Here is a 15,550-nt window from a genome sequence, read left to right on the forward strand (position 1 = left end):
TACAGCGCACGGCGCGACTGATCCACGGGTTATTGCTCATTCACCAGCATCAGGCAAATACGCCGAAACACGGCCCGCAGCTGGTCAATCCGAGGGCCGCATAATCCGTTGGTCGCCAAGGCGCGATCCATGCAGAACAACCAATCTTCGGCATCCTGCACTGTAATTGGCACGTGACCGTGAATGTCACGAAGGTTCATATGGCCATGCAGCTCTTCATAATACCGACGGCCGCCAAAACCCTGACAGAAAATGAAACTGCTCACTGCGGACCTGATCAAAGCCATGGCCGCGCAAATGCAGCTTGCGCAGCTGTTGACCCTCGGGGATGGTTTCAATTAAGTCATAGAAATCATTCACCAATTGGCGCAGGCTCTCTTCTCCGCCTATATGCTCAAGGAGGCTGCTGGTCATGTCCAATCCACTTCGTGTTCCTTGGGTACTGTGGTATCGGCCCTGACCCAAAATCTATTCTGGCAGTTGCAGTATACGGGAAATAATTATTACTGTAAGGAAATAAATCTATCCGGGGCTGTCAAACAGAAACACCTCTGTCGTCCCGCCAGTCGTGTTCCATCAGGAGAACCAGGAATGTCGCTTCTTTTGGGTCTGTGCGCCGCTTTGCTCTGGGCCTTTCACGATCTTTGCGTCCGCTATGTCACCCAGCAGGTCAGCGTCTTACCCGCCCTGCTGACGGTGCTGGTCTGTGGCGCATTGATCGTTCTTCCGGTGGCAGTTGTGCTGGGTGACTGGCAGGCGATGACCGCAACCTCTTACGGTCTCAGCGCATTGTCGGGCGTCGCCTTTGCCGGTGCCAGCCTTAGCCTGTACGGCGCCTTTGCAAATGGACCCGTCCGCCTTGTAGCGCCTATCATTGGCGCCTATCCGGTTTTGTCGGTTGGCTGGGGCGTCATGACTGGTACAGAGGTCACCCCGCACCAATGGGGCGCCGTTCTGATCATTATCGCAGGTGTCGCGCTGGTTGCCATTTTATCAAATGATACCCGTCACGGCGGACAAAAAATCCGGGCGGTGATACTTGCGGTCTGTGCTGGCACTGGCTTTGCCCTTACATTTGCTTTTGCCCAGGCAGCGATCCAACACGGCAGCGACTTGCCGGTGATCGTCGCAACCCGCGCTGCTGCACTGGCGGTTGTCGGGCTGATATTGCTCGCGACACGGCAGGGCTACCGGCCCAGAAAAACCGCCCTGCCCTTGCTGGCCGGCATGGGGTTTCTGGACGCCACAGCCCTGGCATTGGTCACCGTTGCTGGCACCCAGCCACATCCAGAATTTGCCGCGGTGTCGTCGTCTTTGTTTGGGCTTCTCACCGTTGTCCTGGCCTGGGCGATCCTCAAAGAGCCCATGACCCGCCAACAATGGGGCGCCGCTGTGATGGTCTTTGGCGGCATCGGGTATTTGGGTTTCTAGCGACAGGAATTTGCGTCAGCTTGTCACGACTGGATGCCCTTGCCGCCTGCGAATTGCGATGAGTAGTAATAGGCAATCGCTTGGGTCCGGTTTTTGACCGACAGCTTTTCATAAATATTGGACAGATGAAATTTGACCGTATTGGTCGATATCAGCAGCTCTTTGGACAGCTCGCGGTTGGACAACCCCTTGGCCAGTGAATCCAGAATGGCGCGCTCTTTGCGCGACAAGCTGTGGATCGGATCTTGATGCATTTTGCGCACATCAATGAACGGGAACACCATTTTACCGGCTGCAACTTCGGCGCAGGTCTCCAAAAGCCCCTCAACCTCGCCCGAGCGCGGCGCAAAGCCAGCGGCCCCTGCCTGCATCGCCAGCCGTGGCGTATCGCCACTGACCTCGCCGTAAACCACAAAACGCGGCGCATTCTCCTGTTCGCGTAAAACCTCGATCAATTTGGCCGCCCCAAGGATTGGCAGGTTCCAGTCCACCACACCAGCGAACCGGCACCCGCATGACAGTGCCCAAAAAACCCTCGGCGGTGGCAGATGTGGCCACCAGCGAGAACCGCGAGTCGCGTTCAAAGATTTCAGACATGGCTGACAGGACCAGTGGATTGCTGTCCGCCAGCATGATGTCGATCGGAGCTATGGATTTCTCAACCATCTGTTTTTGCGCCCTAATATAAGATAAACTACCCATTTGGGTAGGGTCATTTGTGGTATACACCGGTATTCTTACACTTATGGGTAGGTATGACCCTACCCAATTAGATACCCAAAAGCAGTAGTAAGTTACGTTGTGCGTTTGGGCAAGCAAGGGTTTCATACTTGTTAACACGACCAACGAGCCGACCTCGTCTCTCCCACAGCCAAGGACGTCAACTGATGACTTTCCAAATTTTTCCCCCGCTTGAGATCCCCGAGACATTGGCCGCTGGCCCTGGACCGGGCAACACCGATGCGCGTGTATTGCAGGCTTTCTCCCGCGCCGGAGTGGCCGATCACATGCAGGGCGACGTTCTGCGTGGCATGATTGAATGTAAACAGATGCTGCGCGAAATCTGGGGCACTCAGAACACCTATACCTTTGCCGTGGCAGGCACCGGATGGAGCGGGTTGGACACGATGTTTTCCGCCGTGATGCCGGGCGACACGGTTGTAGCCTTTGACAATGGCACCTTTTCAGGTGTCGACGCCCTGACCCTGCGCATCAAGGCGGCAACGCCCGCAGAACATGCCGCCGACCCGCTTAATCCGCAGGCTGCAAGCGTGACTGTGGTCAGCGTACCGCACGGAACTTCGGTGAGCGAAGCAATGGTCGAGGCGGCGCTGGCCCAGCACAAACCCAAATGGGCCTTCATGGCGCATTGGGAAACTGGTTCAGGCCGTATCAACGATATTCAGGGCTTCTCGGATGCCTGCCAGCGCCATGGCGCCATGGGTCTGATCGATGCCGTCTCTTCTCTGGGCGTCGAGGATTTTTCAATCGATGACTACCCCGGCATTGTACTGGGCCTCATGCCCACAAAAGGTCTGTGCTGTTTGCCGCTGACCTATGCACCGGTCAGCTTTACCGACGCCTATATGGCCTCTCTGAAGGCCAGCGGCGCCTATACCTATGTGCACAACCCGATCTTCGAGGCCCGCCATTGGGGCATCGTCGACGGCCAGGACGTGGAAAAAGGCAGCTACCACCGGACCCACTCTGGCTATGCGGTTGCCGCCTTTCATGAAAGCCTGCGACTGACGCTGTTGGAGAGCCTGACCCAGCGGTCGCAATCTTACCGCACCCACGAGGCCGCGCTGCAGCGGTGACGGCCATGGGCTGCGCGGTGACCTCAAATATGACCAGCCTGATCGTGTTGAACCTGCCGGGGATCTGGCGGGCCGCGAAATGGAATTGGTCCAGAATTGCCGGGCCGAAGGGTTCGGCATCTGGCCGACGCTGTCAGCCCCGGTGCAGGTGCGCATTGGCATCCTGAACCAGCTGACCCCAGCCGCCATTCGCGAAATCACCCGCCGCTTTGGCGACGCAATGCGCGCCATGGGCGCCGAAGTGGACCAAACCGCCATCGACGACATCCTCGATCAACACTTCAGCCACGCAATCGCGGCTCAGTAACGCCACTCAATAGGAGGGACACATGGACATCCACGAGTATCAGGCCAAGGAAATTCTCTCGAATTTCGGCGTCGAAGTACCATCTGGCGCCTTGGCGTACAGTCCGGAACAAGCCGCGTATCGGGCGCGCGAACTGGGGGCGACAAATGGATCGTCAAGGCTCAGGTGCACGCAGGTGGCCGCGGCAAGGCGGGCGGCGTCAAGCTGTGCAACAGCGAAAGCGAGATTTATGACGCCTGCGACGACATGTTTGGTCGCAAGCTGGTCACACATCAAACCGGCCCCGAGGGCAAGGGCATCTACCGCGTATACGTGGAATCCGCAGTGCCCATCGAAAGCGAAATCTATCTGGGTCTGGTACTGGACCGGTCCAGCCAACGGGTGATGATCGTGGCCTCGTCCGAGGGTGGCATGGAAATCGAAGAGATTTCCGCTGATCGCCCCGACAGCATTGTGCGCTCCATCGTCGAACCGGCTGCAGGTCTGCAAGAGTTTCAGGCCCGCGAAATCGCCTTTGATCTGGGGCTAGAGCCCGGCCAGGTCCAGCACATGGTGCGCACTTTGCAAGGCTGCTACCGGGCGTTTCGCGATCTCGATGCCACCATGGTTGAAATCAACCCGCTGGTCGTCACCAGTGACAACCGGGTGATGGCGCTTGATGCCAAGATGAGCTTTGACGACAACGCCCTGTTCCGTCACCCGCAAATCGCCGAGCTGCGCGACAAAAGCCAGGAAGATCCGCGCGAAAGCCGCGCCGCCGATCGGGGCCTGTCTTACGTCGGCCTGGATGGCAACATCGGCTGCATCGTGAACGGCGCCGGGCTGGCAATGGCAACCATGGACACCATCAAACTGGTAGGCGGCGAGCCTGCAAACTTCCTTGATATTGGCGGCGGTGCCTCGCCCGAACGGGTGGCCAAAGCCTTCCGTCTGGTTCTGTCCGACACCAAAGTACAGGCCGTTCTGGTCAATATCTTTCTTAAGCATCAACCGTTGCGACTGGGTGGCCGAAGGCGTTGTGCAGGCCCTGCGCGAGCTGGACATCGACATTCCGGTGATTGTGCGTCTGGCGGGCACCAATGTCGAAGAGGGTCAAAAGATCCTCGCCAAATCCGGCCTGCCAATCATCCGCGCCACCACATTGATGGAGGCCGCCGAGCGCGCAGTGGGCGCATGGCAAAACGATCTTACCCAATCCACCAAGATGAGGGCAGTGAAATGAGCATTCTTCTCGACCGTGACAGTCGCGTCATCGTTCAGGGCATCACCGGCCGTATGGCCCGGTTCCACACCAAAGACATGCTTGAATATGGCACCAATGTAGTAGGCGGCGTTGTCCCCGGAAAAGGCGGGCAAACTGTTGACGGGGTGCCGGTATTTGACACCGTAAAACAGGCCGTTGAAGCAACCAATGCCAATGCCAGCCTGGTCTTTGTGCCGCCGCCCTTTGCGGCAGATTCGATCATGGAAGCCGCCGATGCAGGCATTCGCTACTGCGTCTGCATCACCGACGGTATCCCGGCCCAGGATATGATCCGGGTGAAACGCTACATGTACCGCTATCCCAAGGACAAGCGGATGGTGCTGACCGGACCGAACTGCGCCGGCACCATCAGCCCCGGCAAGGCGCTTCTGGGGATTATGCCCGGCCATATCTACCTGACCGGAAACGTCGGCATCATTGGCCGCTCGGGCACGCTGGGCTATGAGGCCGCAGCGCAGCTGAAAGAACGCGGCATCGGTGTCTCCACCAGCGTCGGTATCGGCGGCGATCAATCAACGGCTCATCGTTCCGCGATATCCTGCAGTGGTTTGAACAGGACGAGGACACCCACATCATTGCGATGATTGGTGAAATTGGTGGCCCACAAGAGGCCGAGGCCGCAGAGTATATCCGCGACCACATCACCAAACCTGTGGTGGCCTATGTCGCGGGTCTGACCGCTCCCAAAGGCCGCACCATGGGTCACGCGGCGCGATCATCTCGGCCTTTGGCGAAAGCGCCAGCGAAAAGGTTGAAATCCTGTCTGCCGCCGGGGTGACCGTGGCCGAAAACCCAGCCGTCATCGGCGAAACCATCGCCCGCGTGATGGAGGCCGCGTGATGGTCAAACCCTCTGTCCTTGTCACCCGCCGCTGGCCCGCCGCCGTCGAGGCACAGCTGACTGAAACCTACAATACGGTGCTCAATACCGGGGACATGCCCATGTCCCCGGCCGAGCTCCGCAGCGCCTTAAAACCTATGATGCGGTGCTGCCCACAGTGACCGATACCCTCACCGCCGAGGCGCTGGATCTGCCCGCCTCACAGACCAAAATCCTTGCAAACTATGGTGTTGGCTATAGCCACATCTGCGAGGAATCCGCCCGCGAACTGGGCATGACTGTGACCAACACGCCGGACGTCTTGTCGGAATGCACCGCTGATCTGGCGATGACACTGCTGTTGATGGCGGCGCGGCGTGTAGCGAAGGCGAGCGCGAGCTGCGCGCTTAAGCGGCTGGACCGGCTGGCGCCCAACCCATCTGGTTGGCACCAAGGTCAGCGGTAAAACACTGGGCATCGTTGGCTTTGGTCGCATCGGACAGGAAATGGCACGCCGCGCGCATCATGGGTTCGGTATGGAAATCCTGGTTCAGAACCGCAGCCGCGTCGCACCGGATGTGCTGGCGCAATGCAACGCGGTTCAGGTTGACAGCTTGGATGATCTGCTGCCGAAATGTGATTTTGTCTCGCTGCACTGCCCCGGTGGCACGGCAAACCGGCACCTGATCAACTCGCGCCGCTTGGACCTGATGAAATCCGGTGCCTTCCTGATCAACACCGCCCGCGGTGAAGTGATTGACGAGTTTGCTTTGATTCAGGCCCTGAGTTTCGATCTGATCGGTGGCGCGGCGCTGGATGTGTTCGACGGCGAACCCCGGATCAGCCCGGACCTGCTGCACTGCGACAACCTTGTGATGTTGCCTCATCTCGGCAGCGCCACCCGTGAGGCCCGCGAGGCGATGGGGTTTCGTGTTCTCGACAATCTGGATGACTTCTTTCAGGGCCGCACACCACGCGATCGGGTGATCTGATGCAAGCCGCGGCACAGGACACTCAACAGATCCATGATCCCTCGGTTTTCGCCGAAGGGCTGCGGGCAGAATTGCGTACTGTATGGCGCAATATCCTGCTGAAACGCGCCCCCATGTGGCCGCCTGGGCCGATGCTGTTCCCCTTGCCGCACTGCCGTCGGGCCCTGCCGCGACCCCTTATTTGCAGGCCATGTCGATCTGGTTCCAACTGCTCCGACTGGTTGATGAAAACACCGCCCTGCGCAGCCGCCGCCTGACGGAAACCCAGGATGGCCCCGGGGCTGTCAAAGGCGGGTTCTCCGAGGTCCTGGCGGCGCAGTCTTTCAGCCCGGCGCAGCTGGAAAATATGATTGAAGAGGTCTCGGTTGGCCCCACCCTGACCGCCCACCCAACCGAGGCCAAGCGGGTCACCGTATTGGAAATCCACCGCCGGATTTACCGCGCTCTGGTCAGCCTCGGGCGCAGCGCTGGACCCCCACCGAACGCGCTGAACTGTTGAGCGGGCTCGAGGCCGAGATTGATCTGCTCTGGCTGACCGGCGAATTGCGTTTGTCACGGCCCAGTTTACGGGATGAAATTGAATGGGGATTGCAGTTCTTTCGGGATGCGATCTTTGACGCTGTGCCGCAGGTGCTTGGCCGGTTTGACCAAGCCTGCCAGCAAAGCCTTGGTGCGCCTCCGGCGGCGACGCCCAACATCCGCTTTCACAGCTGGATCGGCGGCGACCGCGACGGCAACCCCAACGTCACAACCGAAATGACCGCGCTGGCGCTGGAACGGGGCCGTGACACGGCAATAAGCCACTATTGCAACGCACTTGAACAAGCCGCCGGCCGGTTGAGCATCAGTGCCCTGATCCTGCCCCTGCCCGCGCCTCATGCCGCCAGGGTACAGGCGATCATTGACCGCCTGCCCGGTGCGGATCGCAATGCCAACGAGCCCTTCCGACAGGCGCTCTCCGCAATCCGACAGCACTTGCTGAACCAGTCCTATGACCACACCGGTCAGTTCATCGATGACCTAGCGACGCTGGACGCAGCCCTGTGTGCGGTGGACGCTGACCTTTTGGCCCGCCAGCATATCCGCCCGCTGCGCCGCGCGGCTATGGTTTTTGGCTTTCGGACCACAACGCTTGATATTCGCCAAAATTCCGCCGTCACCACCGATGTCTTGGCCGAAATCTGGGGCCAGTCCGGCCCCTCTCCCGCCTACGGCACGGCTGAGTGGTCCACCCGGCTGCGGGCCGAGCTCGCCGATCAGAACCTGACCGCACACACCTGGGCCAACCTCAGCCAGCGGGCCCAGGAATTGATCGCGCTGCTTGCCCTGATGCTTTCGGTTCGCACCAGCCCCGACCCAAAGGCGATGGGCCCCTTCATCCTGTCGATGACCCGCTCGGCGGACGATATCCTGGCGGTCTATTTGCTGGCCCGCTACGCGGCTTTGGGGTGGAAAAGCTGGACATCGCTGTTGTTCCCTTGTTTGAAACCATCGCAGATCTGCGCAATGCACCCGCAATCCTGTTGTCCGTCCTGGATGTCCCGCTGGCGCGGCGCAGCCTGAAAACCCGTGGCCAGGTGATCGAAGTGATGCTGGGCTATTCCGACAGCGGCAAAGACGGCGGTTTCTTGTGTTCCACCTGGGAACTGGACCGCGCCCAACGCAAAATTTCCGCGGCCCTTGCCACCCAGGGTTTCACCCGACATTCTTTCACGGCCGCGGAGGCTCTGTCAGTCGCGGCGGCGCCCCAACCGGTCGCGCCATCGCCGCACAGCCCAATGGCACCATCGTAAACAAACTGCGGGTGACCGAACAGGGCGAGGTGGTTTCGGCCAATTATGCCAACCAGGGCACAGCCGCGGCGCATCTGGAGCTGCTGCTCTCCAGCATTCTGCACCACACTGCGGACAGCGCCAAAGCCCCCATTCGGCCCGAGTTCGAGGATGCCCTGGACGCGCTATCAGGCCTGTCGCAAACCGCCTATGTCTCACTGATGCAGATGCCGGGATTTTGGACTACTTCCAACAGGCAAGCCCGGTCGAGGAACTGGCCCGCCTGAAAATCGGCTCGCGCCCGGCCCGCCGCTTTGGCGCCGCCAATCTGGAAGATCTACGCGCCATTCCCTGGGTTTCGCCTGGTCACAGAACCGCCATCTGATCACCGGCTGGTATGGGTTTGGCGCAGCAATGGACAGTTTCCGCCGCTTTCGGGGGCCGTGGCGACGAGGTCCTGCACGACCTTTTCCAGAACTCTCGCCTGTTCCGCCTGACCGTGGATGAGATCGAAAAATCGCTGTATCAGGCGGATATGTCGATCGCCGCGCACTATGCCGGACTGGTCTTGGACCCGGACACCCGCCAGCGCATCTTTACGGCCATTGAAACGGAATATGACCGCGCCCGCCGCGCCGTGATGTTCCTGACCAAAGCGCAGAACATTGGCGATAGATTTCCGCGTCTGCGGGAACGGTTTGACCGTAAACGCCCCGAGCTGGACCGGATTCATGCCTTACAGGTCGCGCTGCTCGATCAGGCCCGCAGTGATCCGCAAAACGGCACCGTCCCGGTCCCACTGCTGCAATCCATGAACGCCATTTCCGCTGGCCTCGGCTGGACCGGATAGCCCAACAACAGGAGACATCATCCATGAACGCCCCCAATCGCCCCGACGGGTTCTTCACCGAAGGTCTCGCCAGCCGTGACCCCGAGATTTTCGGCTCGATCACCCGTGAGCTGGGCCGCCAGCGCGATGAGATCGAACTGATCGCATCGGAAAACATCGTGTCAGCGGCCGTGATGGAAGCGCAAGGCTCGGTTCTGACCAACAAATACGCCGAGGGTTATCCCGGACGTCGTTACTATGGCGGCTGCCAGCATGTCGACGTGGCGGAAACCCTGGCAATCGACCGGGCCAAGGACCTGTTTGGCTGTGATTTTGCCAATGTTCAGCCCAATTCGGGGTCTCAGGCCAACCAGGGCGTGTTCCAGGCGCTGATCAAACCGGGCGACACCATCCTCGGCATGGATCTATCCGTAAGCGGACACCTGACCCACGGCGCCAAGCCCAACCAATCGGGAAAATGGTTCAACGCGGTGCACTATGGCGTCAGGCGCGAAGACAGCCGCATCGACTATGATCAGATCAAGCCCTTGCAACTGAACACAAACCTGCATTGATCATTGCCGGTGGCTCTGCCATTCCGCGTCAAATCGATTTTGCACGGTTCCGTGAAATCGCCGATTCAGTTGGCGCCTTTCTATTGGTCGACATGGCGCATTTCGCAGGTCTGGTCGCCGCGGGCGAGCACCCTCGCCGTTTCCCTATGCCGATGTTGCCACCACCACCACGCATAAAACCCTGCGTGGGCCGCGCGGCGGCATGATCCTGACCAACAACGCGGATATCGCGAAAAGGTCAATTCAGCGATCTTTCCCGGCATCCAGGGTGGTCCGCTGATGCATGTGATCGCGGCCAAGGCGGTGGCTTTTGGCGAAGCCCTGCGTCCGGAATTCAAAACCTATCAGAAACAAGTGCGGGCCAACGCAGTGGCCCTCGCGGATCAATTGATGAAGGGCGGGCTCGATATCGTTTCGGGCGGCACTGACACCCATTTGATGCTGGTCGATCTGCGCCCCAAGGGCGTAACCGGCAACATTGTGGATGCGGCTCTTGGTCGGGCTCATATCACCTGCAACAAAAACGGCATCCCGTTTGACCCGGAAAAACCGATGGTCACCTCGGGCATTCGTTTGGGCACTCCGGCCGGCACCACCCGTGGCTTCGCCGAGGCTGAGTTTCGCGAAATCGCCGACTTGATAGTCGAGGTCGTCGACGGTCTCGCCGCCCATGGCGCCGACAGCAACGGCGCTGCAGAAGACAGCGTTCGCGCCAAAGTGGCCAACCTATGTGCCCGCTTCCCTCTTTACCAGAATCTCTAATCCAAGGACCCACCCCATGAGCTTTTTTCCCATTGACCAAGCCCCTGCCCGCCTGAACCGAAGCGAATTGGCTATTCCCGGCAGCCAGCCAGCCATGTTTGAGAAAGCAGCAAAGTCCGATGTTGATGTGATCTTTTTGGATCTCGAAGACGCTGTTGCACCAGACGAAAAAGAGCAGGCCCGCAAGAACATTATCCAAGCCCTGAACGAGATCGACTGGGGCAGCAAAACCATGTCGGTGCGCATCAACGGTCTGGACACCCATTACATGTACCGCGATGTGGTGGATGTGGTGGAACAGGCTGGCGAACGCTTGGATCTGATCATGATCCCCAAAGTGGGCACCGCCGCCGACGTTTATGCCGTCGATATGATGGTGACCCAGATCGAAGACGCCAAAGGCTACAAAAAGCGGATCGGCTTTGAGCACATCATTGAAACCGCTCTGGGTATGCAGAACGTCACCGAGATCGCGGGTGCCTCCAAGCGCAACGAAAGCCTGCATTTTGGCGTCGCAGATTACGCCGCCTCGACCCGTGCCCGCACCACAATCATTGGCGGTGTGAACCCGGATTACGCCGTACTGACCGACCCGGATGCCTCCGGAAACCGCGAATCCCATTGGGGCGATATGTGGCACTATGCACTGGCCCGCATGGTGGTCGCGGCCCGCGCCAACGGCTTGCGCCCCATCGACGGTCCGTTTGGTGATTTTCAGGATCCCGCTGGCTACCTTGCTGCGGCCAAGCGTGCCGCTGTTCTCGGCTGCGAAGGCAAATGGGCCATTCACCCAAGCCAGATTGAGCTTGCAAACCAGGTCATGACGCCTTCGGACGCAGAAGTGACCAAGGCTCAGCGGATTCTGGCAGCCATGGCCGATGCCGAGGCGGCTGGCAAAGGCGCGGTCTCTCTCGACGGTCGCCTGATCGACTATGCCTCGATCCGTCAAGCCGAAGTTCTGGTGGAAAAAGCCCGCCAGATTGCCGGGGCCTGACCCTTACGGCTAAGTGATCAAATCCCGCGCTTGCCTGCCAAGTCGGGTTTTGACTGGCCACCGTAGCAGCACCTCCGAGCCGTGCCCATGTCAATGTCAGGGCACGGCTTTTGCCCGCGCCCTGACCGCATCGGTTGACCGAACCCTGCCAGGATGTTGATTACACCCTAGTGATTGCGGCACAAAGGCCTACCAAATCTAGAATAATCCTTGCGCGACTCTGATTCTTTCGGCAATAGTCACGGAAAAGAGGCGATAAACGCCATTTACCGTGAACACGGAACGACGATGAGAGAGCAGATGACTGATACTTCTTCGTATGACAACCTGAATGCGGTGATCCGTCAACACTCTGAATGGTTGGCCAATCAATTGCATGCGCAGCGCGAAAACCTGTTTCCGCCTAATGCTGCCAAAACCATGCGCAAGTTTACGTCTGGCGAAGCCGCTGCGCTGCTCGGTGTCAACGATTCCTATCTGCGCAAACTTCATTTGAATGGCAAGGGCCCCTCGCCCGAGCTGACCCCGGCAACCGTCGCCTCTATTGCGCGCAGGACATTCAGGATCTGCGGATCCTGCTGGAGAAAACCGCCCGCAACCCCGGTGATTACCTGCCCGGCCGCCGCGACGGCGACCATCTGCAGATCATCGGCGTGATGAACTTCAAAGGTGGCTCGGGCAAGACCACCAGCGCCGCCCATCTGGCACAACGCCTGGCCCTGACGGGATATCGCGTGCTGGCCATCGATCTCGACCCTCAGGCCTCGCTGACGGCCCTGCACGGCGTCCAGCCCGAGGTCGACCTGCAGGACGGCGGCACCCTCTATGAGGCCATCCGCTACGACAAACCGGAACCGATCAAATCGGTCATTCGCAAAACATACATCCCTAATCTGGACCTGATCCCCGGCAATCTTGAACTGATGGAGTTCGAACACGAAACCCCGCGCGCCCTGTCCCAGGGCAATGCTGGTCTGTTCTTCTTCCGGGTCAAAGAGGCGCTAGCGCAGGTCGATGACGACTATGACGTCGTGGTGATCGACTGCCCGCCACAATGGGCTTTCTCACCATGTCTGCGCTCTCGGCCTCAACCGGCGTGCTGGTGACAATCCACCCGGAAATGCTCGACGTCATGTCGATGAGCCAGTTCCTGCGGATGACCGCCGACCTGATGGATGTCATCGCCGAAAGCGGCGCGGACATGTCCCATGACTGGATGCGCTATATGCTGACCCGTTACGAGCCCTCAGATGCGCCACAGAACCGCATCGTGGCGTTTCTGCGCACCATGTACGGCGATATGGTGCTGAACACCCCGATGCTCAAATCCACCGCCATTTCGGACGCAGGCCTCACCAAGCAGACTCTCTACGAGGTCGAACGCAGCGCCTTTACCCGGTCCACCTACGACCGCGCCATCGAAAGCCTCAATGCGGTCAATGACGAAATTGCAGCACTTATTCAAAAAACCTGGGGACGCGGCGATGACCAGTAAGAAAAAACGCATGTCGATGCTCGACAACCTGACCGCAACCGGGGCCCCTTCCCCTGTGGCGGCCTCGTCGATGATGTCCAGCAACCGCGCACTGCGCTCTGCCCGCGACGCCGTCGATGGTCACAGCATCTGGGAACTGGACCCCGATGCCATTTCCGATGGCAGATTGCGCGACCGTCTCGACCCCGAGGACGTGGCAGATCTGCGCGATGCCATCGAGCCAATGGCCAGACGGTGCCAATCCTTGTGCGCCGCCATCCGTCAACACCTGACCGCTATCAACTGGTCTATGGCCGCCGTCGGCTCGAGGCGATCCGGGTTTCGGACAAACTGGACAAGGTCCGCGCGATTGTCGCCAATATCGATGATGATGCGGCCGTCCGGGCGCAGATCTCTGAAAACATGGCGCGGCGCGACCTCTCGTTCATCGAAAAAGCCCTTTTCGCACAAGAGCTTATCGACAGCGACTTTGGCACACAGTCGCAGATAGCCGAGTCCTGACAGTCACCAAATCCTCCATCTCGATGGCGCTGGCCATTGTGGAAACGGTTGGGGTGGATGTTATTCGCGCCATTGGTGCGGCCCATGGCATTGGCCGTCCCAGATGGGATGCGCTTGGCAAAGCCATCGAAGAAAACCGCATCGACCCGGCCCGGCTGGTCCGGATTGCCGAAGATATTCATGCGCAGGCGGATGTCATCGCGGTGACTGAAAATCAGGTGGCCGAACCCGCTGACGTCTCCATTGCCGCCTTCAGCGCGGTGTCAAAAGCTGCGGATCAGGCATCCCCGTCCCGCGCAGCGTCACCCCAGCGCCCGCCCGCAGCCCTGCCAATCGGCGGGCGCTGACGGTCGATGGCACCCGCAGTGGATCGGTAAACCGCACCGCCAAAGGTATTTCAATCAGCCTCAACAACAGCGCTTTTGCCGACTGGGTCGAAGCCGAAGCTCAGGATTTGATTGAAGACTTACACCAGCGCTGGCTTCAGCGCCGCAACGACTGACACCAAGACAAACCAAACAAAGGAGGCACAGAACGACAAAAGAAAAGGCCCCGTAAAGACATAGCTCCACGAGACCCCAACTTGTTTCTTGCACCTACAAGTTAGTGTCGTGAGCCTCAGTCCGCAAGTCCTAAGTGATTCGCGGAACGGGATTTCTTTGTCTTCGTGATAGAAAATGACCTACACACCTGTAACGCCATTCCGGCGACCGATAAATGCTGCCCTGTTGAACATTCAACCACGGACACCGCCCGACCGTCCAACCGAGGGCGTGAATAAATGGGAGGTCCTGCGAGAGCTGGCCACCGCCCGTCAGGTTTTCGGCTTAACAGACCGGGACATGACCGTGCTGCAGGCCCTCGTCAGTTTCCATCAGAACACCACCCTGGGCGACAGCGGCGCTCCTCTCGTTGTGCACCCCTCAAACAAATCGATCTGCGAACGGTTAAATGGCATGCCCTGCTCCACCATGCGGCGGCATTTGGGGCATCTTGTTGACGCCGGTGTTCTTATCCGTCGCGACAGCCCCAACGGCAAACGCTATGCCCGGCGCTATGGCACCGACAAGATCGCCTTTGGGTTTGATCTGACACCGCTTGTGCACCGCTTCAGAGATCTGTGACGCCGCCGAGGAGGTCCGGGCCCAAGCCGAGAAGTTTCACCGCCTGCGCGAGACCGTAAGCCTGATGAGGCGCGATCTGGCAGGTCTCAGCACCTATGGCGAAGACTGCCGCCCTGACCTGGCAATCTGGACCCAGTTTTCAGACCTGGCCGCCCTCACCGCCCGTGACCTTCGCAGAAAGCTTCAATTCGAAGATCTGGAGAAGCTAGAGGTGGTTTTGCACAAGGCGCTGGAGCTGGCACGGGACGTTCTGGAACCTGAAGCAACCACTGATCTGAGCACCAGTGCCTCTCAAAATGAGCAGCACCATCAGAATTCTAATAAAGACTCTTATGATTTTGAACCTGGCTTAGAAGACGACCTAAAAATCGTATCAATCGCCAAACCAAAAGCCGAAGCTCATCCTGCATCCGAAGACAATAAAGATGGTGTAACCAGTGCGAACGCTAAGGTACCAAATCTACCACTTGGAATGATATTACGGGCCTGCAAAGAAATACAGCTCTACTCCGAAACCCCCATTCGCCATTGGCATGAGTTCGTCAAAGTTGCCGATACTGTGCGCCCGATGATGGGAATTGCACCAACGGCCTGGGATGATGCAAGGCGATCTATGGGTCTCGAAGAAGCCTGCGTTGTTCTGGCGGCTATGTTGGAACGGATTGCGGATATTCGCTCTCCCGGAGGATATCTGCGAAGTCTAAGTAACAAGGCTGCTGTTGGTGAATTCTCAAGCGGCCCGATGATTATGGCCTTGATGCGCAAAGACGCTGCCTGAGTTCACAGCTGTGAACTCTTCGTTGGACCTTGTGAACCGCACCTTTCGCAACCCATCACAGAGGTATTGATTTTTGCTGACTTGCAAGAG

General features: G+C 59.0%; 6 protein-coding genes and 11 pseudogenes. 15 read left to right on the forward strand and 2 right to left on the reverse strand.

Annotated elements, in window-relative coordinates:
- Positions 1–29: 29 nt before the first annotated feature.
- A pseudogene (locus EBB79_RS25800) lies at positions 30–414 on the reverse strand (globin domain-containing protein).
- 177 nt (positions 415–591) lie between these two features.
- Between EBB79_RS25800 and EBB79_RS23795 the strand changes: the two are divergent.
- Complete coding sequence (locus EBB79_RS23795; protein ID WP_127751491.1) at positions 592–1,431, forward strand: DMT family transporter; 840 nt, start codon at positions 592–594, stop codon at positions 1,429–1,431.
- Between the two features lie 23 nt (positions 1,432–1,454).
- Here EBB79_RS23795 and EBB79_RS23800 read toward each other — a convergent pair.
- Positions 1,455–2,064 (reverse strand): annotated as a pseudogene (locus EBB79_RS23800) (LuxR C-terminal-related transcriptional regulator).
- A gap of 254 nt (positions 2,065–2,318) precedes the next feature.
- Here EBB79_RS23800 and EBB79_RS23805 point away from each other — a divergent pair.
- The 14 genes and pseudogenes from EBB79_RS23805 to repC all read left to right on the forward strand — a co-directional run bounded on the left by EBB79_RS23805 (position 2,319) and on the right by repC (position 15,460).
- Positions 2,319–3,555: pseudogene (locus tag EBB79_RS23805) on the forward strand (pyridoxal-phosphate-dependent aminotransferase family protein).
- A gap of 22 nt (positions 3,556–3,577) precedes the next feature.
- A pseudogene (locus EBB79_RS23810) lies at positions 3,578–4,777 on the forward strand (malate--CoA ligase subunit beta).
- Positions 4,774–5,659: pseudogene (gene sucD, locus EBB79_RS23815) on the forward strand (succinate--CoA ligase subunit alpha). The pseudogenes EBB79_RS23810 and sucD overlap by 4 nt, the downstream one beginning before the upstream one ends.
- Positions 5,659–6,630 (forward strand): annotated as a pseudogene (locus EBB79_RS23820) (2-hydroxyacid dehydrogenase). The pseudogenes sucD and EBB79_RS23820 overlap by 1 nt, the downstream one beginning before the upstream one ends.
- Positions 6,631–6,820: 190 nt before the next feature.
- Positions 6,821–8,193 (forward strand): annotated as a pseudogene (locus tag EBB79_RS25400) (phosphoenolpyruvate carboxylase).
- The gene (locus EBB79_RS25405) at positions 8,079–8,423 is read left to right on the forward strand and encodes a phosphoenolpyruvate carboxylase (protein WP_274594870.1); all 345 of its coding nucleotides are present in this window, start codon (positions 8,079–8,081) and stop codon (positions 8,421–8,423) included. The pseudogene EBB79_RS25400 and the gene EBB79_RS25405 overlap by 115 nt, the downstream one beginning before the upstream one ends.
- Positions 8,393–9,252: pseudogene (locus EBB79_RS25410) on the forward strand (phosphoenolpyruvate carboxylase). Before EBB79_RS25405 ends, EBB79_RS25410 begins: the two are co-directional and overlap by 31 nt.
- Before the next feature lie 23 nt (positions 9,253–9,275).
- Positions 9,276–9,806, forward strand: a complete 531-nt coding sequence (locus EBB79_RS25415) for a PLP-dependent aminotransferase family protein (protein ID WP_274594871.1) — start codon at positions 9,276–9,278, stop codon at positions 9,804–9,806.
- Positions 9,803–10,568 (forward strand): annotated as a pseudogene (locus tag EBB79_RS25420) (serine hydroxymethyltransferase). The gene EBB79_RS25415 and the pseudogene EBB79_RS25420 overlap by 4 nt, the downstream one beginning before the upstream one ends.
- Positions 10,569–10,584: 16 nt before the next feature.
- A complete protein-coding gene (locus EBB79_RS23835; protein WP_127751492.1) occupies positions 10,585–11,562 on the forward strand; it encodes an HpcH/HpaI aldolase/citrate lyase family protein in 978 nt (325 codons plus the stop codon).
- A gap of 300 nt (positions 11,563–11,862) precedes the next feature.
- Positions 11,863–13,057: pseudogene (gene repA, locus EBB79_RS23840) on the forward strand (plasmid partitioning protein RepA).
- 234 nt (positions 13,058–13,291) lie between these two features.
- On the forward strand, positions 13,292–13,558 hold the full coding sequence (locus tag EBB79_RS25185) for a ParB/RepB/Spo0J family partition protein (protein ID WP_238705172.1): 267 nt from the start codon (positions 13,292–13,294) through the stop codon (positions 13,556–13,558).
- A gap of 23 nt (positions 13,559–13,581) precedes the next feature.
- Positions 13,582–13,905, forward strand: a complete 324-nt coding sequence (locus EBB79_RS25190) for a hypothetical protein (protein WP_238705173.1) — start codon at positions 13,582–13,584, stop codon at positions 13,903–13,905.
- Between the two features lie 330 nt (positions 13,906–14,235).
- Positions 14,236–15,460 (forward strand): annotated as a pseudogene (gene repC, locus EBB79_RS23850) (plasmid replication protein RepC).
- Positions 15,461–15,550 lie beyond the last annotated feature (90 nt).

The sequence above is a fragment of the Parasedimentitalea marina genome (genome assembly GCF_004006175.1).
Lineage (GTDB): Bacteria > Pseudomonadota > Alphaproteobacteria > Rhodobacterales > Rhodobacteraceae > Parasedimentitalea > Parasedimentitalea marina.